17 protein-coding genes are annotated in these 22,653 nt (G+C 70.3%); 14 read left to right on the forward strand and 3 right to left on the reverse strand.

What is annotated here, in order from left to right:
* The first annotated feature begins 446 nt into the window (after positions 1 to 446).
* From EV375_RS08465 to EV375_RS08485, 5 genes are all read left to right on the forward strand, one after another.
* Entirely contained in the window at positions 447 to 1,643 is a 1,197-nt protein-coding gene (locus tag EV375_RS08465; protein WP_130298896.1) for a S8 family serine peptidase, read from the forward strand.
* A gap of 762 nt (positions 1,644 to 2,405) precedes the next feature.
* Complete coding sequence (locus EV375_RS08470) at positions 2,406 to 3,374, forward strand: ABC transporter ATP-binding protein (protein ID WP_207228022.1); 969 nt, start codon at positions 2,406 to 2,408, stop codon at positions 3,372 to 3,374.
* A complete protein-coding gene (locus EV375_RS08475; RefSeq protein WP_130298898.1) occupies positions 3,355 to 4,092 on the forward strand; it encodes an ABC transporter permease in 738 nt (245 codons plus the stop codon). The genes EV375_RS08470 and EV375_RS08475 overlap by 20 nt, the downstream gene beginning before the upstream one ends.
* Before the next feature lie 412 nt (positions 4,093 to 4,504).
* On the forward strand, positions 4,505 to 5,089 hold the full coding sequence (locus EV375_RS29065; protein WP_165434699.1) for a hypothetical protein: 585 nt from the start codon (positions 4,505 to 4,507) through the stop codon (positions 5,087 to 5,089).
* Between the two features lie 6 nt (positions 5,090 to 5,095).
* Positions 5,096 to 6,112, forward strand: coding sequence for an SRPBCC family protein (locus EV375_RS08485; protein ID WP_130298900.1), 1,017 nt, complete (start codon positions 5,096 to 5,098; stop codon positions 6,110 to 6,112).
* A gap of 171 nt (positions 6,113 to 6,283) precedes the next feature.
* Here the strand turns inward: EV375_RS08485 and EV375_RS08490 are convergent, their stop codons facing one another.
* The 3 genes from EV375_RS08490 to EV375_RS08500 form a co-directional block, all read right to left on the reverse strand.
* Positions 6,284 to 6,991 carry a hypothetical protein gene (locus EV375_RS08490; protein WP_130298901.1) on the reverse strand — a complete coding sequence of 236 codons (708 nt, stop codon included), beginning with the start codon at positions 6,989 to 6,991 and terminating at the stop codon, positions 6,284 to 6,286.
* A 61-nt stretch (positions 6,992 to 7,052) separates the two neighbouring features.
* Complete coding sequence (locus EV375_RS29350; RefSeq protein WP_207228024.1) at positions 7,053 to 7,754, reverse strand: DUF6114 domain-containing protein; 702 nt, start codon at positions 7,752 to 7,754, stop codon at positions 7,053 to 7,055.
* Complete coding sequence (locus EV375_RS08500; RefSeq protein ID WP_130298902.1) at positions 7,745 to 8,365, reverse strand: DUF6230 family protein; 621 nt, start codon at positions 8,363 to 8,365, stop codon at positions 7,745 to 7,747. The genes EV375_RS29350 and EV375_RS08500 overlap by 10 nt, the downstream gene beginning before the upstream one ends.
* A 518-nt stretch (positions 8,366 to 8,883) precedes the next feature.
* Between EV375_RS08500 and EV375_RS08505 the strand changes: the two genes are divergently transcribed.
* The 9 genes from EV375_RS08505 to EV375_RS08545 all read left to right on the forward strand — a co-directional run bounded on the left by EV375_RS08505 (position 8,884) and on the right by EV375_RS08545 (position 22,516).
* Positions 8,884 to 9,978: a LacI family DNA-binding transcriptional regulator gene (locus EV375_RS08505; protein ID WP_130298903.1), complete on the forward strand. Its 1,095-nt coding sequence runs from the start codon at positions 8,884 to 8,886 to the stop codon at positions 9,976 to 9,978.
* Between the two features lie 168 nt (positions 9,979 to 10,146).
* On the forward strand, positions 10,147 to 11,397 hold the full coding sequence (locus tag EV375_RS08510) for a sugar ABC transporter substrate-binding protein (RefSeq protein WP_130298904.1): 1,251 nt from the start codon (positions 10,147 to 10,149) through the stop codon (positions 11,395 to 11,397).
* 4 nt (positions 11,398 to 11,401) lie between these two features.
* The gene (locus EV375_RS08515; protein WP_130298905.1) at positions 11,402 to 12,400 is read left to right on the forward strand and encodes a carbohydrate ABC transporter permease; all 999 of its coding nucleotides are present in this window, start codon (positions 11,402 to 11,404) and stop codon (positions 12,398 to 12,400) included.
* On the forward strand, positions 12,397 to 13,272 hold the full coding sequence (locus tag EV375_RS08520) for a carbohydrate ABC transporter permease (protein WP_130298906.1): 876 nt from the start codon (positions 12,397 to 12,399) through the stop codon (positions 13,270 to 13,272). The genes EV375_RS08515 and EV375_RS08520 overlap by 4 nt, the downstream gene beginning before the upstream one ends.
* Positions 13,273 to 13,467: 195 nt before the next feature.
* Positions 13,468 to 15,324, forward strand: a complete 1,857-nt coding sequence (locus EV375_RS08525; RefSeq protein WP_130298907.1) for a GH39 family glycosyl hydrolase — start codon at positions 13,468 to 13,470, stop codon at positions 15,322 to 15,324.
* Positions 15,325 to 15,391: 67 nt separating this feature from the next.
* On the forward strand, positions 15,392 to 16,795 hold the full coding sequence (locus EV375_RS08530) for a glucoamylase family protein (RefSeq protein WP_130298908.1): 1,404 nt from the start codon (positions 15,392 to 15,394) through the stop codon (positions 16,793 to 16,795).
* Positions 16,796 to 17,236: 441 nt separating this feature from the next.
* Entirely contained in the window at positions 17,237 to 18,685 is a 1,449-nt protein-coding gene (locus EV375_RS08535) for a sulfatase family protein (protein ID WP_486588369.1), read from the forward strand.
* Positions 18,686 to 18,909: 224 nt separating this feature from the next.
* Complete coding sequence (locus EV375_RS08540) at positions 18,910 to 19,734, forward strand: formylglycine-generating enzyme family protein (RefSeq protein WP_486588715.1); 825 nt, start codon at positions 18,910 to 18,912, stop codon at positions 19,732 to 19,734.
* A 211-nt stretch (positions 19,735 to 19,945) separates the two neighbouring features.
* The gene (locus EV375_RS08545) at positions 19,946 to 22,516 is read left to right on the forward strand and encodes a beta-galactosidase (protein ID WP_130298910.1); all 2,571 of its coding nucleotides are present in this window, start codon (positions 19,946 to 19,948) and stop codon (positions 22,514 to 22,516) included.
* Positions 22,517 to 22,653: the final 137 nt, after the last annotated feature.

The raw sequence follows: 22,653 nt of genomic DNA on the forward strand, positions 1-22,653 counted from the left end.
AAGACGCGCGGCATCGTCCGCGTGGGTGCGCACCGGCGTTCGTCGGCGCGGACCGGGGCCGGCACCGGTCCGCCGCCGCGAGCGGAACGGACCGCCCCGGACGCGTCCCGGGTCACGGCCGGTTCCACCGGACCTCGGGGATCGTGGGCGCGGTGCCGTCCACTCGCCGCAGCTCAGCGGCCCCCTTCTCCGTGCGGAGCGGCCCGGCTGCCGTAAACCCCGCGGGGGGCCGAGGACCGGCCGAGTACCTGACCGGCCGGCGCTGCCCTGCACGCTGCAGTACAGCTCTGCCGCCCCTGCCCGGGGCCAGCACCACCACGCTCACGTACAGCTCTGCCGCCCCTCTCCGGGGCCCGTACCAACGGCCTGCTCCGGCGTGGCCGCGCGCGCTGTCATGCATGCAACAACGACAACCGGCAACAGACCTTTCACCCGTGGGGAGAACAATGCGAACCGTCGCTCTGACCATCAACCGCAAGAAGGCCGTCACCGCCCTGGCCGCCGGTGCGCTGCTGAGCATCGGCTTGGCCGCGGCCCCGGGCCACGCCGAGGAGTCCGGGACAGTCGTCAACGCCACAAGTGCCAAGGCTGTGAAGGGCAGTTACGTGGTGGTGTTCAAGAAGGGAGAGAAGCCGGACGTCGCCGGAGAGTACGGCGTGAGAGTGCTGGAGAGATACGACAGAGCGCTCGACGGGGTGCTGATCAAGGCCGGAAAGGAGGAGGCGCAGCGCATAGCGGCCGATCCGTCGGTGCGGCTGGTGGAGCAGAACACCGAGGTGCAGAGGCCGACTTCGCGCAGGACGACGCAGAGGGGGGAGCTCTCCTGCGGCCTGGACCGCATCGACCAGGCCTCGCTTCCGCTCGACGGTTCCTACACGTACCCGTCGAACGCGGGCGCCGGCGTGGACGTCTACATGATCGACACCGGCATCGACTACGACCACCCCGACCTCGAGTCCCGAGCCAAGCCCGGGTTCGACGCCTTCGGCGGCGACGGCCGGGACGAGAACGGCAACGGCACCCACATGGCCGGAATCGTCGGCGGCACGGAGTACGGAGTGGCCAAGAAGGCCACGCTGATCTCGGTCAAGGTGCTCAACGCGGAGGCCGGCGGCACCGTCGCCGGGGTGCTGGACGGAATCGACTGGGTCACCGAGCACGCCTCCGGACCCTCGGTGGCCAACTTCGTCATCGGCCTCCCCGTCAGCGACGCGCTCGACGAAGCGGTGCGCAACTCCATAGCGTCCGGGGTCACTTACTCGCTCGAAGGCGGTGCCGACGCGGACGACGTCGCCAACTCCTCGCCGGCACGCGTGGCCGAGGGCATCACCGTGGGCGCCTCCGACTGCGGTGACCGGGTCGCCTCGTTCAGCAACTTCGGCAAGGGGCTGGACATCTACGCACCCGGCGTCGACATCACCTCCGCCTGGCCGGGCGGAGGGACGCAGACCATGTCCGGCACCACGGTCTCCGGAGCGCACGTCACCGGTGCCGCCGCCCTCCATCTCGGCCGGCACCCCGAGGCGAGCCCGAGCGAAGTGGGCAAGGCACTGGACCGTGCGGCAGCCGACGGCGTTCTCACCGGCGTCCCGGACGACGGCACACCCAACAAGTTGCTCCAGGTGAAGCGCTCCCGCCGCTGACCTCCGCCGCTCCCCCGGCACCGGGGGGCGGCGGAGCGTGGTTCCTGCCCGGAGCCTCGCCGGACATCCGGCCGGTCACGGCCGGGGGGCCGGGGCCGTCACGGCCGAAAGCGAAGGGAATTCGCCACACGCATGGCGACACCTTCCTGACGAGGCTGCCGGGCGGGGCCCGTGACCGAAGTCCGGCCATTGGCCGGTGCCGCCGGAGCGGTTCAATTCCGGTCACGTTGCAAGCAACTCCGGTCAACGGTCCGATCGGCCTTCCGGTGACGGCCCCCGGCCGCCGGGACGCCGCACGAAGTGCGGAACTCCGAGGTTTTCCCCGGAGAAAGCCGTGCGGCGGATTTCCAGGAGCGAGGGGTCGGACGGAGGCGACGGCACCGCGGCGGCGGAGGACCGCCGGCCCCGCGGGGGTGACCTCGAAGGACCGGCCCCCATCAGGCGATTCACCGTCACACGGCCAGGGAGGGGTCGCCCCGGAGACGGCGCGCGGCGCGGCTCCACGTGGCCGCTCGGACGGAGAAGCGATCAACACAACGGGACTGAAGGGACACACAGCGCAATTCGTCTGATATCCGCGCGAATTTCTCGGTGCCGCCTTACTGCCGAATGTTCTATGTAATGTTTTGACAGGGAAAACTCTGCTTTCTCCGTCTCCATATTGACATGCGTACCGACGCTCGGGAAACTGTCACGCCGCAGAACCTTCACTGTCAGAGCACAGAATCCTCAACCGAATCCCAAATAAACGGGTGGGAAGATTTGTTACGCATCGAAGATCTTGTGAAGTCCTACAAGCGCGGCAAACGCGCCAATGACGGCATCGACTTGCACGTCGACGCGGGTGAGGTCGTCGGCCTCCTCGGACACAACGGCGCCGGCAAGACGACGCTCGTCAACCAGGTCGCCGGCCTCGTACTACCGACGTCCGGGACCATCCGGGTCGACGGATGCGACCCGGTGGCGGAACCGGCGAGGGTTCGCCGCATGGTCGCCGTGATGCCCCAGGCCCACGCACCCCTGTCCGGTGTGACGCCCCGGCAGGCCATCAGGTCGATGGCCCGTATCCGCGGGCTGAGCAAGCGCGACGCCATCACACGGACCGGCGAACTGATCGAGGCGCTGGATCTCGGCGAGTGGGCCGACACCATGGGAGAGCGGCTGTCCGGCGGCGTCCGGAGGCTGACGGGGTTCGGCATGGCCGCCGCGTCGCCCGGCAAGGTCGTCATGCTGGACGAGCCGACCAACGACGTGGACCCGGTCCGCCGGCGGCTGCTGTGGGACCAGATCCGCGAACTCGCCAACCGCGGCTGTGCCGTTCTCCTCGTCACGCACAACGTTGTCGAGGCCGAGCGGAGCGTGGACCGCATCGTGGTGCTGGACTCCGGCAAGGTGATCGCGGAGGGGACGCCTCCGCAGCTCCGCTCCCGCGCGGTCGGCGAGCTCAGGCTGGAACTGACGGCTGAGAGCGTCGACAGCCTCCCGCCCGTCCCCGACCACATCCGGACCGCGGGCCCGCCCCTGCGCGCCTCCCGGCGGCTGGTGGTTCCGCTCGGCTCCGATGCGGCGTCCGAGGCGCTCGCCTGGGCGCAGCAGCTCCGCGAGGCCCGGGCCATCGAGGAGTTCGCTCTGCTGCCGGTCGGCCTGGAGGACGTGTATCTGGAGCTGGCGGGCGGGGAGTCCGGCGACGAGACGGTGAAGGGGGAGCAGGGTGAACCACTGGCTGCGTAGCTACGGTCTGCTGCTGACCTGGACCGGGTTGCGCAGCCGCGCGACCCTGCCACTGAACCTCGTCGTCCAGACGTGTCTGGCGGTGGGCATCATCGTCGGATTCGCATACCTCGTGCCCGAGATGGACGACGCGACGGCTCTGTACTTCGCGACGGGAGCGCCCGTGCTGGGCCTCATCACCGTAGGAATGGTGATCGGGCCTCAGGAAGCCGCCTCCGCTAAGCAGGAGGGCATCTTCGAGTTCAACCGGTCGCTGCCCGTGCCCCGGAGCGCTCTCATCGCATCCGATGCGACGGTGGCGCTGGTCACCGCCCTGCCCGGGATGCTGGCCGCACTGGTCGTCGCCGAGCTGCGGTTCGATCTGACCCTGAACATCAGCTGGCTGGTCGTTCCGGCGATCCTGCTGACCGCGTTCGCCGCGATCGGCATCGGATACGGCATCGGATACGGGATGGCGCCGCCGGCGGCCCGGATGATGTCGCAGCTGGTCGTGTTCGTGGCCCTGATGTTCTCACCGATCACGTTCCCGGCGTCCCGGCTGCCCGACTGGTTCGCGTCCGTGCACACGGTGCTGCCGTTCCAGTACATGGCCGAGAGTGTCCGCGACACGCTCAGCAGCCCGCCCGGGGGCGTCGCGACGCTTCCGTTCGCCGTCCTCGCGGTCTGGTCCCTGATCGGGTTCATGATCACTTTCAGGGTGATGGCCCGGAGGCCCTGAGCACGGTCCGCTCCGGACCACGCCGTCCGAGACGCCCCCCACGTGAGGGCGCTGTACGGCGTGGTCGTCCGCACCACCCGTGAACGGGGTGCGGCGGGAGACAGCGGTGGCATACGCCGCCCCGTCCCGCCGCACCCCGTTCGGCTCGTCCGGGGCCCGGCCGGTGCGGCAGCCCGTACGCCGGAGCCGCCGTAGGGCGGGACCGTCCGGCCTGCGCGTGACCGCACCCGCGCGCGCACCCGCGCGCTCCCTCTCGCGCGCACCCCGGCGGCTCCACCCGCACAGATGAACCGGCCGGGCGCCGACGGGACTTCTGTGCCTACATGGAGACAGGACGTCTGCCGCAGGTCACCGGCCCCGAGCGGGCGTGCGGCCACGAACCACGACGCAGGGCAGAACGGGATGGGTGCGCATGAGTGAGAGCACGAAAGCTGCCCTGGCGGCGGGCCTCGCCGCCGGCTACGTACTCGGACGCGGCCGCAAGGCGAAGCTCGCCATGGCTGTCGCCGCATACCTGGCGAGCAAGAAGATGCAGGCCAAGCCGCAGGAACTCCTCACGGCGGGAGCGGAACGGCTCGGCGACTCGGGTCAGCTCTCCCAGCTCGTCGAACAGCTGCGGGGTGAGGTACTGACCGTGGGACGCGAGGCGCTCAGGTCGGTTGCCGACCGGCGGCTGGGCACCTTCGCCGACGCGCTCGCCGACCGGACGAAGTCGCTGAACGAGGTGATGGAGGCCGCGCGGGGCGAAGCGGAGGCGCCGCAGGACGAAGAAGAGGGGGGCGAGCGGGAGGCGGGTGCCGAGGAGGAAGAGGCACAGGCGGGCCGTCAGCGCCGCGTACCGCGTACGGGGGAAGGCCGCACGAGACCCCGCAGGCCACGTCGCGAGTCAGAGGGGCAGCAGGCGCCGGCGAAGAAGACGGCGAAGAAGGCGCCCCCCAGGAAGGCGGCCGAGAAGTCCGCCCGGAGTACTGCCGAGCCGTCCCGACGCCGGAGGTAGAAGCACATGCCCGTGAAAGACAAGCAGGACACCGGCGGGCACTCCGACGGGTCGGGTATCGACCGGGTGCGCGAAGAACTCTCCAAGTACCTGATGGCGAAGGCCAACAGCGTCGTCAGCTCGGCCGGGAAGAAGACGGGCGAGCTCGCGGAGAAGGCCGTCCCGGGAGGCGACGGCGGCGGCCTGGCCGAGCCGGTGGCGAAGGTGCTCAAGGGTGAGGAGTCACCGGCGAAGGCGCTCGGCGGGCAGATCACCGAGGCCGCGAAGGAGAAGACCGCGGGCAAGGTGAAGGAGCTCTTCGGAGGCGGCGGCAAGGCCGGGGAGAAGAAGGTCACCAACATCATCGAGACGCTCGACGTGGGCCTGCCGCTGCGCCGTGTGTACGACCACTGGACCGAGTTCGAGGAGTTCAGCGGCTTCATGAAGGGCGTGGTCGAGGCGTCGCGTTCGGAGGACGACGCCACCGTCTCCGACTGGACCCTCAAGGTGGGGCCGTCGAAACGCAGTTGGCAGGCAACGGTGCTGGAGCAGGTGCCCGACAAGCGCATCGTCTGGGAGACCAAGGGCGAGACCAAGACGCACGGGGCCGTCTCGTTCCACGAACTGGCTCCCAGCCTCACCCGGATCGTGGTCGTCGTCGAATACACCCCCGGCGGCTTCCTCGAGAAGACGGGCAATCTGTGGCGTGCCCAGGGCCGCAGGCTGCGGCTCGACCTCAAGCACTTCCAGCGGTACGTGACGCTGGGCGTCCAGGAGGTGCCCGAGGGCTGGCGCGGCGAGGTCCGCGAGGGCGAACTCGTGCGAAGCCACGAGGACGCGCTCGCCGCGGAGGAGGCAGAACAGGGGGAAGAGGGGGAGGCGGAGGATCGCGAGGAGCCGGAGGACCGCGAGGAGCCGGAGGACCGCGAGGAGCCGGAGGACCGCGAGGACGAGGAAGAGGAGGGGGAGGAGTACGAGGACGAGGAAGAGGGGGAGGACGAGGACTTCGAGGACGAAGAGGGCGAGGACGAGGAGGGCCGGTAGCCGCTGCCCCGCAAACCCCTCCGGCCCCCCGACGCCCCGGCACGGGGGCGAAGGAGGGCCGGAGGCCGGACGGCCGTTGCCCCCGCGGCGGCACCGGCTTGGGGGGCCGCCCCTGCGGCTCCCCGGTGAAACGCACGGGGTCAGGGGCGGGGCCGGGCCGCTGCCGCGGGGTCAGGAGTTCACGGCCACGTCCGCGCCGGGGTCGGTCGTGTCGGTGATCTCGTACACCGCGCTGAACTCGGAAGTGGTGGCGCTCGTCGGGCAGCCGAAGCCGCCCTCGACCTTCACGGGGACCTCGGCGGCGTCGAACGTGAGCGTCGACGGCGAGCCATTGGCCCAGTCGCCGGTGGCGGTGGCCGCGCCGTCGGGTGCGGCGGTCACGGTGCATTCGGCCAGGCCGCTCGTCTTCAGCACGAATCCGCCTGCGGGCATGGTGAGTCCGGCGGTGCTGGGATCGCCGTGCTGCATGGAAACGGTCCAGTCGCCGCTCGTCGTCACGGACGCCTCGACGCCGGGCAGACTCGCCGTGCAGGAGTCGTACGTCGGCGCGCTCACGGCGGACTCGACCGGTCCGGCGTCGTTGTGGTTGCCGGGGGCGGCCGGGATCGTGCCCGACGCCTCGGAGACGGTGCAGGTCACGGTCACCGAGCCCGCGGTGAACGAGGCGTCGCCGGAGAGTCCGGCGGTGTACTCGTCACCGGCGGGCGTGACGGTGGTCGAACCTGCTGACGCCCTGTCACCGGCCTGTGCCGGTGTGTCCGGCAGGCCGGTGACGGTGGCGTTCGCGTTCGCCGAGCCGGCGAGCAGGAGCGCGGCTGCGGCCGTGGCGGCGGTGACCGCGACCCGTAAGGACAGGGTGTGCAGGGAACGGGTGCTCATCTTGGGCTCCTTCACTGCATTCGTGGGGGTGGTGCAGGGGGATGCGATGGCACTCGTTCGCTCAGTCCTGCCCCCGCCTCCGCGCCGTGCTGTCGCGGGGCGACGGGAAGGGATCGTCGTCGACTCCGAAAGCCGCCGCGAGGGACGAGTCCGCGGAGTCTTCCTTGCCGGACGTGCCCGGCGGGCCCGGGGCCCCGGGCCCGCCGGAGGTACCGGCCGTGCCCTGGGTCCCGGACGTGCCGACGGCTGTCGCGGTGGCCCCGGTGCTGGTGGCGCCACCCGTCTCCGGGAGTCCGGAACTGCCTGACGTGGCACGGGATTCGGGCGCCTCGGAGCGGAAGGACGCCGGCTCGGCGGAAGCCGGTGCCCGCGTCGCGCCGCCGTCCCCGCCCGCCGGCTCGCCGTCCGGTTCGGCCGGCGCCGGCCGCCAGGCGAACATCAGGGCGCCCCCGACGACGCCCAGAAGCGTCCCGATCATGAACCCGCCCAGGTTCGACATCACCAGGGCGGCGGCCGCGAGCAGGACGGTGATGATGCCCGCGAGACTCCGGTACTGGGGTGCGAACCAGCCGCTGAGCCCCAGCACGATCATGACGGCGGCCATGACGACCGACGGGATGCCGGCCGTTCCCTCGTGGAGCATCACCTTCATCGGCGCCAGGGGCAGCACGCCGATCTCCACACCCGACACCACGGTGAACAGGCCGCCCCAGAAGGGCCGTCCACGGCGCCAGCCGCGCCACTTGCGCCAGATCAGAAGCATTCCTTGGTGCCCTTGTTCACTTTCATGCTCAGGTTGTTGAGGGTGAACTTGCCTGCGTTGGTCGCCCAGGCCGTCTGCTGCAGCTTGGTGATGCGGACGTCGTCGGCCTGCTGTCCGAACAGGTCCTGAAGTCCCTGGCCGCCCTTGGGGCCCTTGTCGAGGGTGGAGGCGTCGCGTCCGATCTCGATCTTGTTGAAGGACGCGTTGCCGGAGAGCTGCGTCGCGTCGACGAAGAGGTCGCTGGCCTGAACCGGCTTGCTGCCCGTGCCCGCGGTGAGGTTCAGCGAAATGCTGCCGATGACGGGCAGGTCCGTGACGACCGACTGGCACAGGTCGTTCATCTTCGCCGTCTTGATGGCGGTGACCGCGACGGGTATCAGCTTGCCCCTCGCGTTGCGGTCCACGCTGCCGTACTGCGCGAAGCCGTCTCCGTCCAGGCTGGACGCGGACACCTTGAACTGCTGTCCCGAAACGGCGAACGACGCGGCGAGCGCCCCGTTGGCCAGTGCGATCGCGAGCGCGGCGGTCGCGGCGAAGCCCGGAACGCACAGGACGGCGAATCTCCGCCAGCTCGTGCGTCCCGTCAGCTTCCTGCCGTGCGCATCCTTCATGGTGTGTCCCCTTGTGGAATGACTGGCGTGGTGACCCTTGCGTGGGGGATGTGAAGCACGTGCGTGGTGCGAGGGGGGATCGCACAGAAGGAGACCCTGCTGTGCGGAAGAGTTACTGGCGAGTCAGGTTATGGACACCCGGCCCGCACGGCAAGGTTTCGCGCAGTCAACTTTCCGCCGAAACCGTAGTTCTTCGGTGACCGCCGGGTTCCCCACGTCGCACAGCTGCAGCAGGCCCGGCCGTCCGCATGCCCTGAGCTGGTCGGCACGAGCCGGGGTTACCGGGAGTAGGCACGCGCTTTCCGGCATGCGCGCACCACGTCGCGGCACCGGACGTGCCCGGAGGGAGCCGGAAGAGTGCGGAACGGTGGCCGAAAACAGTCCCACCACAGGTGAGTTGGGGCGGGGCGAGAGCCCGGACGACGCCTTCTTGCCGCGGCTTCCGCGGGCGGCGTACGATGAATGCGCTTTCAATCCAGCGGCCCCACGGCCTGAACCAGGCAGGAGAGCACGGTCGCGTGAATGCTCCCACCGTGTACGACGTCGCCGGGCAAGCAGGCGTCTCGATCGCGACGGTTTCGCGAGTCTACCGGGCACCGGAGTCGGTGCGCGCCGGTACGCGGGAGAAGGTCCTCGCCGCAGCCCGGGAGCTCGGCTACGTACCGAGCGGCAACGCCCGGGGTCTGGCCAGCCGCAACACGCGCGTGCTCGGCCTGTGCTTCCCCGACTACGCGGACCCGGACGCCGAGGACCCGGACGCGGACCTGGGTGACGACGCCGAGCTGATGCTCTACTCCGACGAGATAATCCGCGGCATGGAGCGGGCGGCCCGCCGCCACGGCTACGCCCTGCTCATCGCGGCCTCCCTCGCCGAGGGCCCCAAGAGCCTGGTCGCCGACGTCGCGGGACGCGTGGACGGCTTCGCGGTGCTGGCCCGGACCGTCCCGACGGAGGAGCTCGAGGTCATCTCGCGGCGGCTGCCCGTCGTGATGCTGGCGGGCCCGCGCGAGGACGCACCGCTGGATCACCTGGACCATGTCGAAGTGGCCAACTTCGACGGCGAACTCGCCCTCACCAGGCATCTCATCGCCGATCACGGCCTCACCCGGCTCGCCTTCGCCGGCAGCACGGAGTACTCCCCCGACGTCGAGGCCCGCTTCCGGGGCTTCCAGGCGGCACACCTCGAGGCCGGGCTGCCCGTCCCCGACGGCCCCGACGTACGGTCCGACCTGACGCAGGCGGAGGGCGAGCACGCCGCGGCGCAGCTGCTCGACCGCGGGGGCGAGCTGCCGCAGGCGGTGGTGTTCGCCAACGACCAGATGGCGGTCGGCGCACTCTCGGAGCTGCGCCGCCGCGGCGTGCGCGTTCCGGAGGACCTGGCCGTGGTCGGCTTCGACGGGATTCCCCTCGGGCGTCTGGTGACGCCGGCGCTGACGACCGTGCGGCAGCCGATGCGGCGGATCGGCGAGGAAGCGGTGGAACTGCTTGTCGCGAGGCTCGAGGACCGCACCCGGGAGCCGGTGTCGCAGGTGCTGCCGGTCTCGGTGGTCCGCCGGTCGAGCTGCGGATGCCCGCCCCGGAAGACCTCACCGGCCCCCGCCGGCACCCCGTGAACACTTCCGTTACACAGTCGTAATCTTCCCGGCCCTTGCACGGCCGGACCTTCACTCACAGAGTATGTATGCGCTTACAGCCAGGCTTCCGGGCCCGGCCGTCCGGCCCGTCACTTCAGGCCACGTCAAGGCGCCACCGCCGCTCCGTGAACGAGGAGGAGATCCTCCATGCAGCCTCTACCCCGCATCGCCGCCGCCACCGCGGCAACGACCGCCCTCGCGCTGCTGCTCTCCGCCTGCGGCAGCGGCGACGAGAAGCAGAGCTCCGCCAAGGACAAGCAGACCCTCACCGTCTGGGGCATGGGTGAGGAGGGCAAGCACCTTGCCGCGATCGGCAAGGAGTTCAACAAGAAGCACCCCAACATAACCGTCAAGGTCACCCCGGTCGGCTGGGACGTCGTGCACCAGAAGCTGAAGTCCGGCGTCGCCGCCGGGGAACTCCCCGACATGTCCCAGATGGGCAGCACCATGCTGGGCGAGTTCATCGAGCTGGGCGCCCTGGACCCGGTGGACGAGAAGACGTTCAAGAAGGACGACTTCTTCCCCGCCGCCTGGAACGGCGCCGTGAAGGACGGCAAGACCTACGGAGTCCCCTGGTACGTCGACACCCGCGCCCTCTACTACCGCACGGACCTGGCCGAGAAGGCCGGCATCGACGAGCCGCCGGCCACCTGGAAGGACCAGATGGCCCTCGCCCAGGCCTACAAGGACAAGGCCGGCACCAAGTGGGGCACGTACAACCAGCCCGCCAACACCGGCGCCTGGCAGACCTGGCTCCCCTTCCTCTACTCCGCCGGCGGCGACTTGGTCGACGGCTCCGGCAAGCCCGCCCTGGACTCCCCCGAGTCCGTGAAGGCGCTGGAGGAGTACGCCTCCTATTACGACAAGGGCCTGTCCCGCAAGAGCTCCCCGCCCGACTACGACGTGGTCAAGGACTTCGGCACCGGGGACGCCCCGATGTTCATCTCCGGCCCCTGGATCGTGCAGGTCATCAAGGACCAGCAGCCGCAGCTGAAGGGCAAGTACGCCACCGCCCCGCTGCCGTCGGGCGAGTCGAGCACCTCATGGGTGGGCGGCGCCAGCCTCGTGACCTTCAAGGACAGCAAGCACAAGGCTGCCGCGAAGGAGTTCACGAAGTACCTGACCGGCGCGAAGCAGCAGGCCGCCTGGTACGAGCGGGCCCGGTCGCTGCCCGCCAACACGGCGGCCTGGGACGAGCCGGCACTGAAGAACGCGCCCGAGCAGCTCGCCGCCTTCGAGAAGCAGCTCAAGACGGCGAAGACCGTTCCGCCGCTCGCTCAGTGGGAGGAGTTCGCCGCCAAGATCGACGAGGGTGTGGCGCGCGTCTCGCAGAAGGGCGAGTCCCCGAAGAAGGCAGCTGCCTGGATGCAGAAGGCCACCGAGGGCCTGGTGGGCTGACTCGATGGCGACCACGACCCCATCCCGGCGGGGGGCCCCGGACCGCACCTCGAAGGTGCGGCCCGGGGCCGGGGCCGGAGTCCTCACGGGCCGGAAGCGGGGACCGGGTCCCCGCCGGGACCGGCTCAGCGTGCAGAACGGCCCGGCGTGGCTGTTCTCCACGCCCTTCCTCTTGCTGTTCCTGACGTTCATGGCCGTGCCGATCGTCGCGACGTTCGTCATGAGCTTCACCGAATTCGAGCTGCGGAACGTCGCGGATCCCTTCTCCGCCGAGTTCATCGGCCTGGACAACTACACGCGCCTCTTCGAGGACGAGAAGTTCCTGACGTCGCTGTTCAACACGTTCTACTTCGTTCTCCTGGGCGTGCCGCTCACCGTCGGCGCGGGGCTGTTCGCGGCAGTGCTGCTCAACCGTGGCGTCGGCCGCATACGGACCGTCTTCCGCGTCGGCTTCTACGCGCCCGTCGTCACCAGCATCGTCGCGGTGGCCGTCGTGTGGCGCTTCGTGCTGGACCCGGCGGACGGCCTCATCGCCGGGCTCGCCTCCGAGGTCGGCCTGCGTTCACCGGACTTCCTCGGCTCGAACGTTCTCGCCATGCCGTCCCTCATCGTGATGGCGGTCTGGCGCAACCTCGGCAACGCGATGGTCCTCTTCCTCGCCGGTCTCCAGGGCATCCCCACAGAGGTGCGGGAGGCCGCGCGGCTGGACGGAGCCGGCGTGTGGCAGGAGTTCCGCAGCATCACGGTGCCGCTGCTGCGCCCGACGATGCTCTACGTCAGCGTCATGACGACCATCGGCTTCCTCAACGTCTTCGAGGAGCCGTTCGTGATGACCGAGGGCGGCCCCGACAACTCGACGCTGACCGTCTCGCTGAACATGTACAAGGAGGGCTTCAGCTACTTCCACATGGGTTACGCGAGCTCCATGGCGTACGTGCTGTTCACGGTCATTCTCGCCGTCACCCTGCTCCAGCTCCGCCTGCTGAAGGACAAGACGAAATGACCGCGCCCGCCCTGCCGACCGAAAAGCCGGCGCCCCGCCTGCACAAGGGCGAGGCCCCGCGCCGCAGGCTCCTCCTGGCCGTGCTGTGGGCCGGGATGATCGTGATGGTCGCGCCGTTCCTCTGGATGGCGCTGTCCGCCTTCAAGTCGGAGAAGGACCTGGGCGCGACGCCCACGGTGTGGATCCCGGAGGACTGGACGCTGATCCACTTCGAGAAGCTGGTCAAGCTGCTCGACATCGGCTCCCACTTCTTCAACTCCACGCTGGTCGCCGGCGTCGTCACGGCCTGCAACCTGGTCTTCTGCTCGATGCTCGGCTACGCCCTGGCGAAGCTGAAGTTCGGGGGGAAGCGGCCCATGTTCGCGGTGGTGATGTGCGCGCTGATGGTGCCCGGCAACCTGATGCTGATGCCGATGTTCGTGATGGTCAGCAAGATGGGCCTGGTCGACTCCTACGCGGCGCTGATCCTGCCGTTCGCGGCCGGCGCCTTCGGCGTCTTCCTCATGCGCCAGTTCATGACGGCCATACCGGACGAGCTGCTGGAGGCGGCCCGCATCGACGGCGCCGGCGAGTGGTTCATCTTCTGGCGGATCGCGATGCCGCTGGTCAAGCCCGCGCTGGCGACGCTCGCCATCTTCACGTTCCTCCAGTCCTGGAACAACTTCCTGTGGCCGCTGGTGGCCACCAACGACCCCGGCAAGTACACGCTTCCGGTGGCCCTTGCCACTTTCGCCATCGACCCCACGAAGACCAACGGCTCCAACGGGGTGCTCATGGCAGGCGCGTTCCTCGTCGTGCTGCCGGTGCTGCTGGTCTTCATCCTGTTGCAGCGCTACTTCACGCAGGGCATCGCCACCGCGGGCCTCAAGTAGGCCCGTACGACCGCAAGCAGGCCCGTACGACAGGGCGTTGCACGACAGCACAGCAGCACCGCAGCACCCGCTGAACTGTTCGGACCGCAGCACCCGCTGGACCGCAGCACCGTCCGTCACACACGAGCGAGCACCACGGCAGTGCGCCACTTCGGCGCACCCGTGTATGCGCATCCATCGAGAGGTGACCCCGACATGACCGAGAAGAACGCCGCTCGCGTCGACTGGGAGCAGCGCATCGGCCTGCCCAGCGACCAGCCGCTGACCGGCACCGCCGACCTCCCGGCGCCGTCGCGGCTGCGCTCCGAGGACGGCACCGGCCATGTGCTGCTCGACTGGCAGCCGGTGAAGGGCGCCTTGGGGTATCTCGTACACCGCGCGGACACCGTGGACGGCCCGTACGAACCGCTCGACCACCGCGGCGGCGACGTACTGGCCGTGCCCGCGCCACCGTACGCGGACTCGCTCATCGAGCCCGGACAGGGCTACTGGTACAAGGTCGCCACCTGGACGGACGCGGGCCCCGGCCCGCTCACCGCCGAGCCCGTCCGCGGCTGCCCCAGGGCGCCCGGAACGAAGCCGCCCACCGTCACCGTGAGCGTCGACGCCGCCGCCGCGCCCGTGCCGCTCCCGCCCGTGTGGAACCGGATGATCGGCGCCGAGCACCTGTCGATGCTGCTGTGGGACGAGCCGGGTCCCGGCGGCGCGGACGTCGCGCGGGAGTACGCGGACGCGCTCGGCACCGTCCGCGACGAGCTGGGTGTGCGTACGGTGCGGGCGCACGGCACGTTCCTGCCCGAGTGCGTGAGCGTGCGCGAGGACGGGTCCTTCGACTTCTCCGGTCTCGACGAGGTCTACGACCGCTTCCTGGCCACGGGCCTCAAGCCCGTCGTCGAACTCTCCTTCATGCCGGCGGAGTTGGCGCTCGACCCCGAGTACACGATCTTCGAGTACAAGGGCATAGCCTCCGTGCCGCGCAGCTGGGACCGGTGGGGCGCACTGTGCCGGGAGCTGACGGTGCACCTGCGGGAGCGCTACGGCGCGGACGAGGTCGCCACCTGGGAGTTCGAGGTCTGGAACGAGGCGAACCTGAAGGTGTTCTGGAACGGCACCCAGGCCCAGTACCACCTCCTGTACGAGACCGCTGCGCGCGCCGTGAAGAGCGTCGACCCGCGCATCAGGGTCGGAGGCCCGGGCTCGGCCGCCGCGAAGTGGGTGGGTCCGCTGCTGGAGCACTGCCGCGAGCACGACGTGCCCATCGACTTCGTCTCGACGCACACCTACGGCAACGCCCCGCTGGACTTCCGTCCCCAGACGCGCTCCTTCGCCGAGGCGACGGGACGACCCGAGCCGGAGATCCTGTGGACGGAGTGGGGCGTGACCCCGACCCACTTCCACCGCGTCAGCGACTCCGTCTTCTCCGCACCGTTCGTGCTGCGCGGCATGAAGAGCGCCCTGGCCTCGACGGACGCACTGGCCTACTGGGTGGCCACCGACCACTTCGAGGAGCTGGGCCGCCCGCCGAAGCTCTTCCACGGCGGATTCGGGCTGCTGACCGTGGGCAATCTGCGCAAGCCGCGCTTCTGGGCGCTGCGCATGCTCTCGCAGCTCGAGGGCGGCCGCATCCCGGCGTCGGTCACCGGCGACGGCGCCGAGGCGCTGGTGGAATGCCTCGCGACGCGCACCGACGACGCCGCGAGCGTCGACGTGCTGTGCTGGAACGGCACGCTCGACCAGACGAAGACCGACGGTGCCGCATCGCTGAACCGCAACGCACGCGTCGAGGTGAACGGGCTCGCTCCCGGAGCGGGTTACGCGGTCACCGTACGCCGCGTGGATGAGAAGCACTCCAACATCAAGGCCGTGTGGGACGCCGTCGACGGCGGCCACAGCAACTGGCCCGACGAGCGGCAGTGGGCCGAACTCCGCGCCGCCGACGAGCTGTTCGAGGAAAGCGGCGGCACCGTGACCGCCGACGGCGACGGCTCGCTCTCCCTCACCCTCGACCTCCCGATGCCCGGAATCCGGGCGCTGCGCCTCGTCAGGAGCTGAGCCCCGGCCCCCGTCCCGGCGTCCGCACGACTGCACGTCCACCGAAAGACGAAGGAGTCCCACCACCATGAAACGACGGACGATCCTCACGGCAGGAGCGGGCGCCACGGCCGCGCTCGCCCTCGGCGGCGCCACGGCCACCCCGGCCTCGGCGCGCAGCCGCACCACCACGGCCCTGCTGCACCGCTGGTTCCGTGACACCTACGCCTCCATCGAGGCCATGCACACGGACTTCGGCCTCGCCACCGACAAGATCGACGTCAGCGGCGCCAAGCCGAAGCGCAGCGTGCAGACCTCGCCGACCAACATCGGCTGCGGGCTCTGGTCGACGGTCGCGGCGGCCGGCCTCGGCGTGATCAGCCGCACCACCATGCGCAAGCGGCTGGCGGGCACCGTCTCGGCGGTGGAGAAGCTGGAGCGGGCCAAGGGCTTCTGGTTCAACTGGTACGACGCCAGTACGGGCGAGGTGCTCACCGAGTGGCCGGAGAGCGGCGACGTGGTGCGGCCGTTCCTCTCGTCCGTCGACAACGCCTGGCTCGTGACGGGCCTGCGGATCGCCGCCGCCGCCGACCCCGCGCTGGCGGGGCGCGTCAAGGCGCTGCTCGCCGACGCCGACTGGTCCTTCTACTACACCCCGTACGACGAGAGCGACCCCGCACAGCACCCCGGCCAGATCAAGGGCGGCTACTGGACGGACGACAACACCTTCACCGGTCACTGGTACGGAGCCCTCAACACCGAGCCCCGCATGGCCAGTTACCTCGGCATCGGCGACGGCAGCCTGCCGGGCGAGCACTACTGGCGCACGTTCCGCACGATGCTCCCGGAGTGGGAGCAGGAGCAGATGCCCGAGGGCGAGTACGTCACGGTCGACGGCGTGCGCCTCTTCCGCGGGCACTACACCTACCGCGGCCGCAAGCTCATTCCCACCTGGGGCGGCTCGATGTTCGAGGCCCTGATGGTGCCGCTCTTCGTGCCCGAAGGCGATTGGGCGCCCAAGGCGTGGGGGCTGACGCACAAGCGCTTCATCCGCAGCCAGATCGAGCACGGCCTGGAGGAGGAGAAGTACGGCTACTGGGGCTTCTCCCCCGCCAACATTCCGTCGGGCGGCTACAGCGAGTACGGCGTCGACGCCATCGGCATGACGGTGGACGGCTACTTCTCCAAGGGCGTCGTCACGCCCCACGCGTCCTTCCTGGCAATGCAGTTCGAGCCGGAGGCGTCCGTGCAGAACCTGGTGAAGATCGCCCGCGACTTCGGCGCCTACCACGACGGGCTGGGCTTCCGTGACTCCGTCGACGTACGCGAAGGGACCGTCAGCGACTACATGCTGGCGCTGGACCAGGGCATGGTCGCCGCCGGCCTCGCGCAGGTGCTCAGCCCCGGTCTGCTCCAGCAGCCCTTCCGCTCGGGCGGCTTCGCCAGGAACGTCCGGCCGCTGCTGGCCAAGGAGGACTTCGGCATAGCCTGATCCCCAGGGGGTGTCTGCCAGATGGCGTCGTCCGCCCGTCAGGGCGGGCTCCACGGTGGCTGGTTCGTGCGATTGCAAGGCGGAGGGTGGGGGTACCTCCCCGGGCCGCCAGGCCCAGGGGGAGAGAGCGCTGGGGTACTTCCCCTGGCTCCGCCGGGGAGACCCCACCCCGGCGAAGCCGGGGGGAGGGCTGCGCCGACGACCGACAACGCCGCGTGGGGGCACCCCCGGCCGAAGGCTGGGGGAGTGCGTGCAAGCCACCGTGGAGCAGACGGGATTTGTTCAGACACCCCCTGGCAGCACACGCGGCTGCCCGCCGCCCCGGAACGCCGGGGCAGCGCCGCCGGCTCATCCCCGGCGCTGTCCCGGCCCTCTCCCGCCCACAGCGGCGGGGCGGCCGCCCCGCACCGCCGCGCCCGAACGTCTCAGGGAAGGATTCCGTTGACCCCGCCCACGCATCCCCCTGAACAGCACGAGCGCCCCAACATCGTGCTGTTCATGACGGACGACCACGCCGTCCCCGCCATCGGCGCGTACGGCAGCGAGATCAACCGGACGCCCGCGGTGGACCGACTGGCCGCCGAGGGCATGCGTTTCGACAACACCTTCTGCACCAACGCGATCTGCTCGCCGGCCCGGGCGACGCTGCTGACCGGCACCTACAGCCACGTCAACGGGATGACATCCCTCGAGGGGCCGGACCACACCTTCGACGCGACGCAGCCGAGCTTTCCCGAGATGCTCCGCGAGGCCGGCTACCGGACGGCCATCGTCGGCAAGTGGCATCTGGGCCACGGCGGGCGCAGCGATCCCCGCGGCTTCGACCACTGGGAGATCCTCCCCGGGCACGGCGTCTACAACGACCCGACGTTCCTGACCGCCGAGGGCGAGCGCACATACCCGGGCTACGTAACGGACATCATCACCGACCTGGCACTGAAGTGGCTCGACGGGCGGGACCGGGACCGCCCCTTCGCGCTGCTCGTCCAGCACAAGGCGCCCCACCGTCACTTCGAGCCGGCCGAACGCCACAAGAACCTCTACGCCGGCGAGGACATCCCCGCTCCCGCGACCCTCCACGACGACCTGCGCAGGCGGGCCTCCGCGGCCGCGGAGGCCCGCCTGCGGATGGCCGACCTCGTTCCCGAGGACCTCAAGGAGCCGGTGCCGGAAGGACTTTCGGAGGCCGAGGAGCGCGAGTGGCGCTATCAGCGGTACATCAAGGACTACCTGCGGGTCGTCGCGGCGCTGGACGAGAACGTCGGCCGCGTCCTGCACTACCTGGCGATCTCCGGCCTCGCCGGGAACACCGTCGTCGCCTACACCTCCGACCACGGCTTCTTCCTCGGTGAACACGGCTGGTTCGACAAGCGGTTCATGTACGACCCGTCGATGCGCATTCCGCTCGTGATGCGCTGGCCAGGCGTGGTCGCGCCCGGCTCCGTCAACGACGACCTCGTGGCGAACGTGGACTTCGCGCCGACGCTGCTGGACCTCGCGGGAGTCGAGCCCCCGGAGCGCATGCAGGGCCGCAGCCTCGTACCGCTGCTGCGCGGCGAGACGCCGGACGACTGGCGCAGCGGCGTCTACTACCGCTACTACATGCACCTCGACCACGACCACAACGTGCAGGCCTGCTACGGCATCCGGACCCGCACGCACAAGCTGATCCACTACCCGGGGCACGGTTCCGGCGCCTCGGGCGCCGCAGCGGAGCGGCGCGAGCCGGAGTGGGAACTCTTCGACCTCGTACGCGACCCGGACGAACTGCACAACCGCTACGGCGACCCCGAATACACGGCCGTCGCCGAGGAGTTGACCGAGCAGCTCGCGCGTCTTCAGCGCAGCTACGGTGACACGCCCGAGGGTGCGCTCCCGGCTCGGGAGTGAACTCCGGGCGGAGGGAGGGCACTTCGGTGACGGACACGACGGACGCAACGGAAGCGGGAGCACCGGACGCGGACGCGACGGACGCGGGCACGCCGCAAGCGGACGCGACGGGCAGGGACGCGCCGGACGCGGACGCGACGAGCGCCGGCACGACGGCGAACCGGGCGCCGCGGGCCTGCTGCACGCCCTCCCGCCCGGCCTCCGTCCGCCGGCGTCCCACCCGGCTGCCCCGCGCCGGCGGCGTTCAGGATCCGCTTGGCGGCTGGCGTCCGCTGTCCGGCGGCACCTTCCTGATGGGCTGCGAGGACGCCCCGTACCCGGCGGACGGCGAAGGCCCCGTGCGTGAAGTGACGCTCCCTCCGCTGCTGATGGCGGCGACCGCTGTCACCGCCGGCGAGTTCGCGGCCTTCACCGCGGAGACGGGCCACCGCACGGACGCCGAACGCTTCGGCTGGTCCTTCGTCTTCGGTGGCTTTCTGCCGCGCGGTTTTCCGCCGACGCGCGCCGCGGCATCCGCGCCCTGGTGGCGGCAGGTGCACGGAGCGGACTGGCGGCACCCGGAGGGCCCGCAGTCGGACGTGGAGGGCCGCGAGGACCACCCCGTCGTGCACGTCTCGCACAACGACGCGCTCGCATACTGCTCCTGGGCGGGCGCTCGCCTGCCCACCGAGGCGGAGTGGGAGTACGGAGCGCGCGGCGGGCTGAGCGGCATGCCGTACCCGTGGGGCGAGGAGCGCGACCCGGGCGGTGAGCACAGGATGAACATCTGGCGCGGCTCCTTCCCCGGCCGCAACACGGCCGCGGACGGTTACGCCGGCACCTGTCCCGTCGACGCGTTCCCGCCCAACGGGTACGGGCTGTTCAACATGACGGGCAACGTCTGGGAGTGGTGCGCCGGCCCCTTCGCCCACGGTTCCGACGCCCGTGCCCTGCGCGGCGGTTCGCACCTGTGCCACGAGTCGTACTGCCTGCGCTATCGCACCTCCGCACGCATGGGGAACACACCGGACTCCTCCTCCGGGAACACCGGCTTCCGCGTGGCGCTCTGACGGGGCGTCGGTCCGGCGCCGGTCCGCGAACTGCCTTGTGCCGACCTCTTGTATGCGCTTCCTGTAAGCGCATACAGTCTCGGCGCACCGGTGCCCGGGCAGCCGCCCCGTCTCCCGTCCGCACACACCGGCACGTCGCACTTCGCACCGCGCACCACACGTCGGGCACTGCACGCCGAACGCCACACCCCCACCGACTCACGGAGCCGTCATGACGTCACATCCGGCAGACATGCGCCGCCGCGCCGTACTGGGCGGCGCCGGGGCCGTCGCCGTCGCCGCCGCGGGAGGCACCGGTTTCGGTGGCACGCCCGCGTTCGCCGCTCCCTCCACGCAAGGGGCGCACCCGGGCCGGCCCGCCGCCTCCGGACCGTCCGTGTCGTACGAGCGCAAGCGGCTGCTGATCGACGGCGAGCCCGTGCTCGTACTGGCAGGCGAGATCCACTACTTCCGCCTCAAGCGCTCCGACTGGCAGTCCCGCCTCGACCTCGCGAAGGAGGCCGGACTCAACACCATCGCCACCTACATCCCCTGGATGTGGCACGAGACGGCGGACGGCTCGATCGACCTCACGGGCAGGACCCGCAAGGAACGCGACCTCGGCGCCTTCCTGGACCTCTGCACCGACAACGGCTTCCATGTCATCGCCCGCCCCGGCCCGTTCACCATGGCGGAACTCAAGGGCGAGGGCATTCCTCCGCGCGTGCGCAAGGAGCACCCGGAGATCGTCCCCAAGGGCTGGGACGGCCAGAAGGACACCGCTCAGACCATCGACTACTTGGCGCCCGCCTACCTCAAGGAGGTGCGGCGCTGGTACGACGCGGTGATCCCGGTGATAGCCGAGCGCAGGCACCGCAAGGGCAAACAGGGTGTCATCGCCTGCCAACTCGACAACGAGATCGGCATGCTGCCGTGGGTCAGCAACCATCCGGCCCTCACGGACGGCACGCTCAAGGCGTTCAACTCATGGCTCGATGAGACCTACGGCTCGAAGCTCGGCGAGCGCTACCCCTTCGCGGACAAGCCCGCCGACGAGCGCGACAAGGCCATCCGCGCCCCGAAGGACGCCTACGCGCCCGCCCTCATGCACGACCTCGGCGCCTTCACACGCGGCCGGTTCGCGCGCTACGTCCGCGCACTGCGCAAGGCCGCCGAGGACAACGGGCTCAAGGGCATCCCGTTCCTCATCAACATCCACGGCACGTCGGACGGCGGCGCGAAGAAGTTCCCCATCGGCATCAGCCAGTTGATGGAGACCTGGTCGGGCGAGCCCGGGATCTTCGCCGGGTCGGACTTCTACCTCGGCGGGCTCACCGTCAAGAACGTCACCGACCTCTACCTCATCAACGCCTTCACCGAGTCTGTCCAGGACGCCGACCAGCCGCTGAGCGCCCTGGAGTTCGACGCGGGCCACGCCGACTACGGCGACAACCTGGACAACCAGGAGGACGCCGAGAGCGGCGACCTGAAGACGCGGCTCTGCGTCGCGCAGGGCGTGAAGATGATCAACTACTACCTCTTCGCGGGCGGGTTCAATCCGAAGCTGGACGAACCCGCCGGCGACGGCAACGACCGAATCGGCATCACCGGCGAGCGCCACGGATTCTCGGCGCCCGTCGATCCGGAGGGCCGGCGCAACCTCAGCTACGAGCCGCTGAAGAAGACCGTCCACGCGGTCGGCGGTCTCGCCGGCGTCCTCGCCGGCATGGTGCCCGAGTACGACGACGTGGCCCTGGGCTTCGTCCCCGACCACTACCTGACGGAGTACCACCCTCCGGGGCGTGCGAGCGCCGACGCGATCCTCTCCGACATCGAGGAGATCCGCGGCTTCGGCCCGCGCGGCGCCCTCTCCCGCGCCATGCTGCTCGGCGGCTTCCGCTACCGGGCCCTCGACCTCCAGTCCGGGCGGCTCGATCCGGAACGTACGCCCGTACTGGCGCTCGCGACGGGCAGGAACCTCGCGACGAAGGTGCAGCGCGAACTCGTCCGGTATCTCGGGGCGGGCGGGAAACTGCTGCTCTCCGGCCGGGTTCCGGAAGAGGACATGGCCGGCAACGCCAGTACGGAACTGCGCGACGCGCTGGGCCTGAAGGTCGGCAGGACGCTCACCGACGCCGACCGGTTCTGGCTGTCGGTCACGTCGCACGGGTGGGCCGCACCGCGTGCCGAAATCCGCGTGGGCAAGGCCCAGTTGTGCACCCCGAGCAAGGGGGCGAAGGTGCTGCGCGAGGTCTCCACGGGCAAGGGCTGCGGCTTCGACGTCCCCGTCGGCAAGGGACGGGCCGTCGTGATCACGACGGACTACCGCTGCGATCGGGACTTCTGGCGCCGTTCCCTCAAGGCGCTGGGTGCGAGCCCGGCCATCACCCACAGCGCGGTCGACCCGGGTCTCTTCCTGCTGACCACGCGCACAGTCGACGGCGGCGACGGCGCCGCCGGGCGCCTTCTGCACGCGCTGAACGTCACATCGGGGCTGGACCAGGAGTTCACGGTCTCCGAGAAGGGCAGGGCGCTCTTCGGGGGCGAGAAGCTGCACGTCCGGGGGCGCAGCGGCGCCATGCTGCCGCTCGGGCTGAAGGCGGGCGGCGGGCGGATCGCGTACGCCACGGCCGAGATCACCGGTGTGGAGAGGGGGAGGCTGACCTTCCGCGCGGTGAGCGGTGCGGACTCAGTCGTCGCAGTCGACGGGAGCGCCAGGTGCGAGGGCGCGAAGTCCTCCCGTGAGGGTGGCCGCACGGTTCTGCGCGTCCGACGGCCGGAGTTCACCGTGCACCTCGGCTGAGGGCCCGTCACCCGGCCCCGCGTCCGGGTGACCCCGCCCCGCCCACCGGCGTGGCAGCTCAGCCCGCCCGCGCCCTGTCCCCATGGTGTTCCAGCATGGATCGCACCTCTTCGGGCACTCGGCGCCGCGGACGTTGG

This window comes from Streptomyces sp. CNZ301 (genome assembly GCF_004217425.1).